Raw genomic sequence first — 7,015 nt, forward strand, 5'->3', positions numbered from 1 at the left:
TATATAGGTTTTATAAACATCACAGGTTAAAACACTCATCTTGGATGGCCTCTTCACCTGTATACGAGGCGGTGTCCCACCTCGCGGTCGCCCGCCGCGTTTGCGGGGCACTCCAGTTCGCAGCATAGCTGCTCTCGTTCCGAAAACACTCGGCGCATGCGCCTTAAAACGTGCTTTCTCCACCCCCATGTGAAGTAAGACATCGTCAGGTTTCCAATTTTCTTTCACTTTTTGAAAAAGTGAAGACAAAAAGCAGAAAAAACCCTGCCCTAACGGTCAGGGCTTTTTTGCATCTCTAGCATTCTGAACTTCACGATATAGAGCACTATGCGCATTCTGCTTATTAAGCGCGTTATTCAAACGAGAGTATTCTTGAGCTCTGACTGATGAATAGGATGGATATAAGCCATCCACGCAGTTGCATACGAGAAACCAGTGCTGACTTTGTATGAGCAGCTCTGCTGATAGGCATCTAACAAGGTCTGTCGTTACTGGATATAAGACTTATACAGACTTTCTTCATACATAAAAAAACACCACCTGATAGGTGGTGTTTAGTTGTAAGCAGTAAATGCGTTAGATGTGGAATTCGTCCAAGCTGTCTATAACATGGATACCCGCATCGCGCATTTCTGCGCAGCCAGACTGTGTGGTTTCTTCTGCGATGCCTCGGCATGCTTCCAGGTTTACCCACACATCAAAGCCACCATGTTGTTTCAACTGCATAGCGGTCGTTTTCACACAGTAATCCGTTGCCAATCCGCCGACCAAAACAGTGCGAACACCTTTTGATGTCAGCCATTCAATCAAGCCTGTGCTCAGCTTCTCTTGAATGTCGTGAAAGCATGCGCCGTAAGGGTGCAGATCAGGTTCTACACCTTTCCAGATAACGTGGTCGTAATCTGTTACGGCTGGTAAGTCTGGCACGGTTTCAAAGCCTTCGGTACCAGGCACAGCATGTGATACCCACGTCAGATCCGCATTGGCATGTGGCAGAGGTGCCAGCATTTTGTCGTGACTGTCGACAACCCACACCGCATTGGCCGGATGCGCGTCTTTGGTCAGTACGCGCAGTGTCGCTTTTTCTGCCTGGCGGTTGAGGGCTGCACCGATTAGGTGGCCCTCATTCACTGGCAGTTCGCCCGGGCATAACGGCGTAAACGTTTTTTGCGGGTCGACATCGATAGAAGCGATCAAACTTGTCTCCTTACAGGATCTGATTGAGCAGGTGATCTGCTCTGATCCTTTTGATCCGTTTCAGCAGCTTTTGCACTTTCGCTGGGTATGTATCCAGCTTTTCAATTTGTCTGTAGCTACCGATCTGCTGGGTGTGCTCAAGGATCTTATCGATTTCGCGTTGCGCTTGTGCTTCGATCAGTTTCTTCTTGTCATGCAGCAGGATGGCGTTTTCCAAATCCAGCTTCCATGCGCGTGGGTTGAGGTTGTTACCCGTTAGCAGCATGTAAGTACGGTCTACCCAGATACCTTTTAGATGGAAGCTATTGTCATCGTGCTTCCACAAGTGGATCTTCAACTGGCGTTTTGCAATAGCGGCTTCGTTACGGCGGGCAAAGGCACGCAAGTTGATCTCATAGAGATACGGAAGGCCTGAAATTGTCTTGAACGGTTCTTCTGGCGGAATGTAGAAGTCGTTCGCTGTCTTGTCGCCAACAATGATGGTGACATTCACGCCACGGCGCAGAGCACGGCGGATCTCGCGAGTCACACTGCGTGGTGGGTTGAAGTATGGCGTGCAGATGGTCAGCTCTTCTTGCGCGCTGGCAATCAGGCGACAGATCTGGATGTTCAGGAAGTTCTTACGCTTACCCAAACCTACCATTGGTGTCAGGCCGATTTGGTCTTCATTCAAGTGCTGTGAAATGAAGTGGTAACTGGCTTTTTGCAGGCGAGCACGAAGGTCGCGAATCGCCGGCTTCAACACCTTGGTTTCAGGGCGGTTAGGCTGGGCAAGACAGGTCACGGCATCGCTGGCAACCAGTGTATTGCTGATAAAGCCTGCCATACAGTCGGCCAGTGCTTTGCTCTTGATGACATGGTAGCGGTCGTAGCGGTAGCGCTGGTGCTGTGCCAGATACACGTCATTCAGCTTGCGCCACTGTAGATAACGGTATCGTCGATCACGAAGCCCTTCAGGTGCAGAACACCGAAAACTTCGCGGTTGCGGACAGGTACGCCGAGCACTTCAATCTTGTGCGTGTTTTCTTCAGCGTAGCGACGGTAAAGTGCTGCGTTGCCGTCTGACTTCTCTGCACCGATCAAGCCACGTTGGGCGCGGTGCCAGTCAACCAGCACTTTGACATCAAGCACTGGGTTCTTTTGTTTTGCTGCATAGAGCGCGTCGAGAATCGAGCGGCCGGCTTCATCGTCTTGAAGATAGAGCGCGACAAGATAAATGCGAGTTTTGGCATGTGCAATTTCATGCAGCAGGCGCTCACGGAAAGTGACAGCATCGAACAGCGTTTCTAGCTGATCTGGTCGCTGTGCAATCTTTGGGAGCTGATCGATCAACTGCTTATTTGCAGTAGCTGAATCCATTATTGCCTCATTAAATTCGACGAAGTGGTCGTGTTAACGCAAATCAAACCCTGTATTGTACCAGAAATTGAGCAATTTCAAGTGATCCTGATACCTCTACAGTCTCGATTTATACTGACTCTAATGGAAAATAGCGCATCGGAATGAGATCCTTGCCACTGTTGCAATAGCTTACATAGCGTCCTTGGAGCTCTTCCGGCAATGCGCTTTTCTCAATGACGCGAAAACCTGCACGCTCATACAGCGGTGTGAGATAACGATAGGCTAAGCAATAACAAGGCGTTGCCTGTGTTTGGCTTGCCACCGCCTCAAGAAAGCGGTCACCTAATTGTTGTCCCCTGAAAGATGGTGCGATCAACATGCCAGTCAGCAATTGGAATGCATCAAATTGTTTAAAACGTACGGCACCACACAGCCCTGTTTCTCCCTCTACTGTCCAAATAACCTCATCTTTTTTCGGCTTCCCCGCTGGGTAGTGGCTCTTATAAAAACGCGCCACAATAGGGAAGCGGAGCGGGTCGAGAGGGGTGAATCTAAAATCTGGCATATCTATCAAATCACTGCGAATTCAGGGTGGATAGGTTAGTATACACCTCAAGGACTTTCTATTTACGAAACAGCGAGCCAAATGAAAACCCTGCTGACCACTTCGCTTAAACCTTTCCACACCTTTGGCATTGATGTCGATGCTAAACAAATCATTGAAGCCCATTGTGCCGAAGACTTTCTGTCTGTTTGGCGTGATTACGCTGATGAGCCAAAGCTCATTCTTGGAGAGGGAAGCAACCTGCTGTTTTGCCAAAGTTACGATGGTGTGGTGGTGCTTAATCGCCTGAAAGGCATCGATGTGGACGAGACTGCCACAGCGTGGCGATTGCATGTGGCAGGTGGGGAAAACTGGCATGAACTGGTTCGCTGGACAGTAGAACAAAACATGCCGGGGTTGGAGAACCTTGCGTTGATCCCAGGTTTAGTTGGCTCGGCACCTATCCAGAATATTGGAGCTTACGGCGTTGAGCTCAATGAACGTTGTGAATACGTCGATGTGCTGATGCTGGAAACCGGCGACGTTGTCCGTATGTCGGCGGATGAATGCGAGTTTGGCTATCGCGACTCTGTGTTCAAAGGCCGTTTGAAAGACAAAGCCATTATTGTCGCGGTTGGCCTATTGCTGCCTAAAGTGTGGGTGCCAGTGATTGGCTACGGTGCGCTAAGTGAGTTAAGTGAGCAATCCGAATTGACGGCATTGGACGTATTTAACAAGGTTTGCGATATCCGAAACGAGAAACTGCCAAACCCAGCAGTGATTGGTAATGCGGGCAGCTTCTTTAAAAACCCCGTGGTATCGAAATCACAGGCTGATGCGTTGGCTGTCCAGCATGACAAAATGCCGCGCTTTGCCGTTAGCGATGATCACGTGAAGTTGGCGGCTGGTTGGCTTATTGACCAGTGTGGCCTGAAAGGCTTTCGTGTTGGAGGGGCTGCGGTTCACGACAAACAGGCGCTAGTGCTTACCAACTTAGAAAATGCCAGTGCAGAAGATGTGGTGGCGTTGGCAAAGCATGTTGTTGATACCGTGGAAAGTAAGTTCGGTGTGTCACTCGAACACGAAGTGCGATTCATGGGCGCACACGCGGAAACGACGTTGGAGGCGGTATGCCAGCACTAGACAACACTGCGCGCCTTTCCCTTATCCGTAAACTGGCGGACGGGCAGTTTCATTCGGGTGAAAAGCTCGGCCAAGATTTGGGCATGAGCCGTGCTGCCATCAGCAAACACATCAAAGTGCTTCAACAGTGGGGTGTGGATGTGTTCCGTGTGCAAGGCAAAGGGTATTGTTTGCCGGAGCCATTGAACCTGCTTGATGAAACTGCCCTCAGTGAAAAGCTGGACGTGCCTGCATTCTCGCTGATCCCGGTTATCGACTCTACCAACCAATATTTACTCGACCGCGTAGGCCAACTGGCGTCAGGGACAGCATGTCTTGCTGAATACCAACAATCAGGTCGAGGCCGTCGTGGCCGCGCGTGGTTCTCACCATTCGGTGCCAACCTGTATCTTTCTATGTATTGGCGATTGGATGCCGGTATGGCAGCCGCCATGGGATTGAGTCTGGTTGTGGGTGTGTCGATGGCTGAAACCCTCAATAAGCTCGGTGCTAAAGACGTCAAAGTAAAATGGCCTAACGATCTGTATTGGAACGACAAAAAGCTGGCTGGTATTCTGGTTGAAATGACCGGTCAGGCAGGGGATGCCGCGCACTTGGTTATTGGCATGGGACTCAATGTGTCTATGCCGGAAACGGATGCTGTTGATCAGGTATGGGCGAACCTCAAAGATGCATGCACAGCGTTGCCAGACAAAAACGACTTGGCTGCGGCACTTATCAATGGTGTCACTGATGCTCTTCGTCAGTATGAAGACGTGGGTATGGCGGGCTTTGTGTCTAAGTGGGACAAGTATGACAACTTTAATGGCCGCGCAGTGAAGCTGTTGATGGGTGAACGTGTAGTGAAAGGCATTGCGCGTGGTATCAATGAACAGGGGGCGTTGATGCTGGAAACAGAATCCGGTGTGGCCCCCTATCTGGGCGGTGAAATCAGTTTGCGTGCCGACGACTGATCGGCACCACTTATTTACGTACCGTCACCGTTTGCACTGCGTGGTTTGGTCCTTTTTGTAGGATCAGACCCGCGCGTCCTCTGGTTGGGAGAATGTTCTCGACCAAATTCTTCCCGTTAATCTCTTCCCAAATGCTCGACGCTTTGGCAATGGCCTCTTCGTGAGAGAGTTTGGTGTAGTGGTGGAAATAGGATGTTGGATCCTGAAACGCACCGCGACGGAACTGCATAAAACGCTCGATGTACCAAGTTTTTAGCAATTCACTGTCGGCATCAACAAACAGTGAGAAGTCGAGGAAGTCTGAAATAAACACGCGATGCGGTTCGTGTGGATAATCCATCCCGCTTTGCAGCACATTCAGACCTTCAACGATCAGAATGTCCGGTTGCTCCACCACTTTGATACTGTCAGTAATGTCATAGACAAGGTGAGAGTACACAGGAGCCTCTACACGTTTCTTGCCCGATTTCACATCCGCAACGAACTGCACCAATCGACGAATATCGTAAGACTCCGGAAAGCCTTTCTTTTTCATCAAATCACGTTCGTTAAGCACTTTATTTGGGTGCAAGAAGCCATCAGTGGTGATGAGCTCGACCTTCGGGTGTTCTGGCCAACGTTCAAGTAGGGCTTTGAGGATACGGGCAGTTGTGCTTTTACCGACAGCTACGCTGCCAGCAATACCAATGACATACGGTACGTTATTGTCTTTTTCGCCCAGAAACTGCTCCAATACCTGCGTTCGGCCTTTTCTTGCTTTGACATACAGGTTCAAAAGGCGAGAGAGCGGCAGATAGATGTCCTGAACTTCTTCCATCGTCAGATGCTCGTTAATACCGCGAAGCTTTTCGAGGTCAGTCTCGTCTAGCGTCATCGGTACAGAATCACGAAGTTCTGACCACTTTTGGCGGTCAAACGTCAGGTAAGGCGTTAATAAGTCGCTCATGCTTTATAAGAAACAGTTTCCACTAAGGAAAGCGACAATACATTATCCCCGACTAGAGTGAAAGCACGATGCTGATTTATGCATGCTTGAACCTGTTAATTTAAACGGTGGATTGGCGAAAATATGCCCCATAGGAACTGATTTCGTAGAAATTTTTAAATTACCTATTGCAACGCCAAAAATCATTGCATAGAATGCGCAGCACTTGTCGCCGGCTTAGCTCAGTTGGTAGAGCAACTGACTTGTAATCAGTAGGTCGCCAGTTCGATTCCGGCAGCCGGCACCATAACGACAATAAACAATTAGGTGGGATTCCCGAGTGGCCAAAGGGATCAGACTGTAAATCTGACGGCTCAGCCTTCGAAGGTTCGAATCCTTCTCCCACCACCATATTTCAAATAGTTTGAATAGCTCTACGAGAAACTGAAAGCGGGCATCGTATAATGCTATTACCTCAGCCTTCCAAGCTGATGATGCGGGTTCGATTCCCGCTGCCCGCTCCAATCTTTTAGTGCTGATATAGCTCAGTTGGTAGAGCGCACCCTTGGTAAGGGTGAGGTCCCCAGTTCAAATCTGGTATCAGCACCACTTCTCTTAAAAGTTACTCAAGCCGTTTGTCATATACTCAACAATCTATATTTGTTGTATGCGTGGTCGTTAAGCCACCAAAATACCGTGCTTAGAGGGACTGTCATGTCTAAAGAAAAATTTGAACGTACGAAACCGCACGTTAACGTTGGTACTATCGGCCACGTTGACCACGGTAAAACCACTCTGACTGCTGCTATCTGTACTGTACTGTCAAAAGTATACGGCGGTGCGGCTCGTGACTTCGCATCTATCGATAACGCTCCAGAAGAGCGCGAGCGCGGTATCACTATCTCTACTTCT

6 protein-coding genes, 4 tRNA genes and 1 pseudogene are annotated in these 7,015 nt (G+C 49.4%); 7 read left to right on the top strand and 4 right to left on the bottom strand.

Annotated features, from left to right (window positions below):
- Positions 1–576: 576 nt before the first annotated feature.
- The 3 genes and pseudogenes from ATN88_RS25275 to ATN88_RS25285 form a co-directional block, all read right to left on the bottom strand.
- Positions 577–1,197, bottom strand: coding sequence for a nicotinamidase (locus tag ATN88_RS25275; protein ID WP_067420192.1), 621 nt, complete (start codon positions 1,195–1,197; stop codon positions 577–579).
- A gap of 10 nt (positions 1,198–1,207) precedes the next feature.
- Positions 1,208–2,556: pseudogene (gene pssA, locus ATN88_RS25280) on the bottom strand (CDP-diacylglycerol--serine O-phosphatidyltransferase).
- A gap of 109 nt (positions 2,557–2,665) precedes the next feature.
- A complete protein-coding gene (locus ATN88_RS25285; RefSeq protein ID WP_067420193.1) occupies positions 2,666–3,103 on the bottom strand; it encodes a GNAT family N-acetyltransferase in 438 nt (145 codons plus the stop codon).
- 81 nt (positions 3,104–3,184) lie between these two features.
- On the opposite strand from ATN88_RS25285, the gene murB reads away from it, so the two are divergent.
- Positions 3,185–4,225: a UDP-N-acetylmuramate dehydrogenase gene (murB, locus tag ATN88_RS25290; protein WP_067420194.1), complete on the top strand. Its 1,041-nt coding sequence runs from the start codon at positions 3,185–3,187 to the stop codon at positions 4,223–4,225.
- A complete protein-coding gene (birA, locus tag ATN88_RS25295) occupies positions 4,213–5,178 on the top strand; it encodes a bifunctional biotin--[acetyl-CoA-carboxylase] ligase/biotin operon repressor BirA (RefSeq protein WP_067420195.1) in 966 nt (321 codons plus the stop codon). Before murB ends, birA begins: the two co-directional genes overlap by 13 nt.
- Positions 5,179–5,188: 10 nt before the next feature.
- Here birA and coaA read toward each other — a convergent pair whose 3' ends face one another.
- Positions 5,189–6,124: a type I pantothenate kinase gene (gene coaA / locus ATN88_RS25300; protein WP_067420196.1), complete on the bottom strand. Its 936-nt coding sequence runs from the start codon at positions 6,122–6,124 to the stop codon at positions 5,189–5,191.
- A gap of 210 nt (positions 6,125–6,334) precedes the next feature.
- Here coaA and ATN88_RS25305 point away from each other — a divergent pair.
- From ATN88_RS25305 to ATN88_RS25325, 5 genes are all read left to right on the top strand, one after another.
- Positions 6,335–6,410, top strand: a tRNA-Thr gene (locus ATN88_RS25305).
- Positions 6,411–6,429: 19 nt separating this feature from the next.
- A tRNA-Tyr gene (locus ATN88_RS25310) sits at positions 6,430–6,514 on the top strand.
- Between the two features lie 39 nt (positions 6,515–6,553).
- Positions 6,554–6,627, top strand: a tRNA-Gly gene (locus ATN88_RS25315).
- A 10-nt stretch (positions 6,628–6,637) separates the two neighbouring features.
- Positions 6,638–6,712: transfer RNA gene (locus ATN88_RS25320), tRNA-Thr, on the top strand.
- Between the two features lie 105 nt (positions 6,713–6,817).
- Positions 6,818–7,015 (top strand): GTP-binding protein (locus ATN88_RS25325; protein WP_232312801.1); only part of this gene is annotated, 198 nt, incomplete at its 3' end.

This window comes from Enterovibrio coralii (assembly GCF_001559595.1).
Taxonomy (GTDB): domain Bacteria; phylum Pseudomonadota; class Gammaproteobacteria; order Enterobacterales; family Vibrionaceae; genus Enterovibrio; species Enterovibrio coralii.

Excerpts from the sequence above, each read along its gene's own strand:
- ATN88_RS25285 (WP_067420193.1), bottom strand. The coding sequence starts at position 3,103 with ATGCCAGATTTTAGATTCACCCCTCTCGACCCGCTCCGCTTCCCTATT.
- murB (WP_067420194.1), top strand. The coding sequence starts at position 3,185 with ATGAAAACCCTGCTGACCACTTCGCTTAAACCTTTCCACACCTTTGGC.
- birA (WP_067420195.1), top strand. The coding sequence starts at position 4,213 with ATGCCAGCACTAGACAACACTGCGCGCCTTTCCCTTATCCGTAAACTG.
- coaA (WP_067420196.1), bottom strand. The coding sequence starts at position 6,124 with ATGAGCGACTTATTAACGCCTTACCTGACGTTTGACCGCCAAAAGTGG.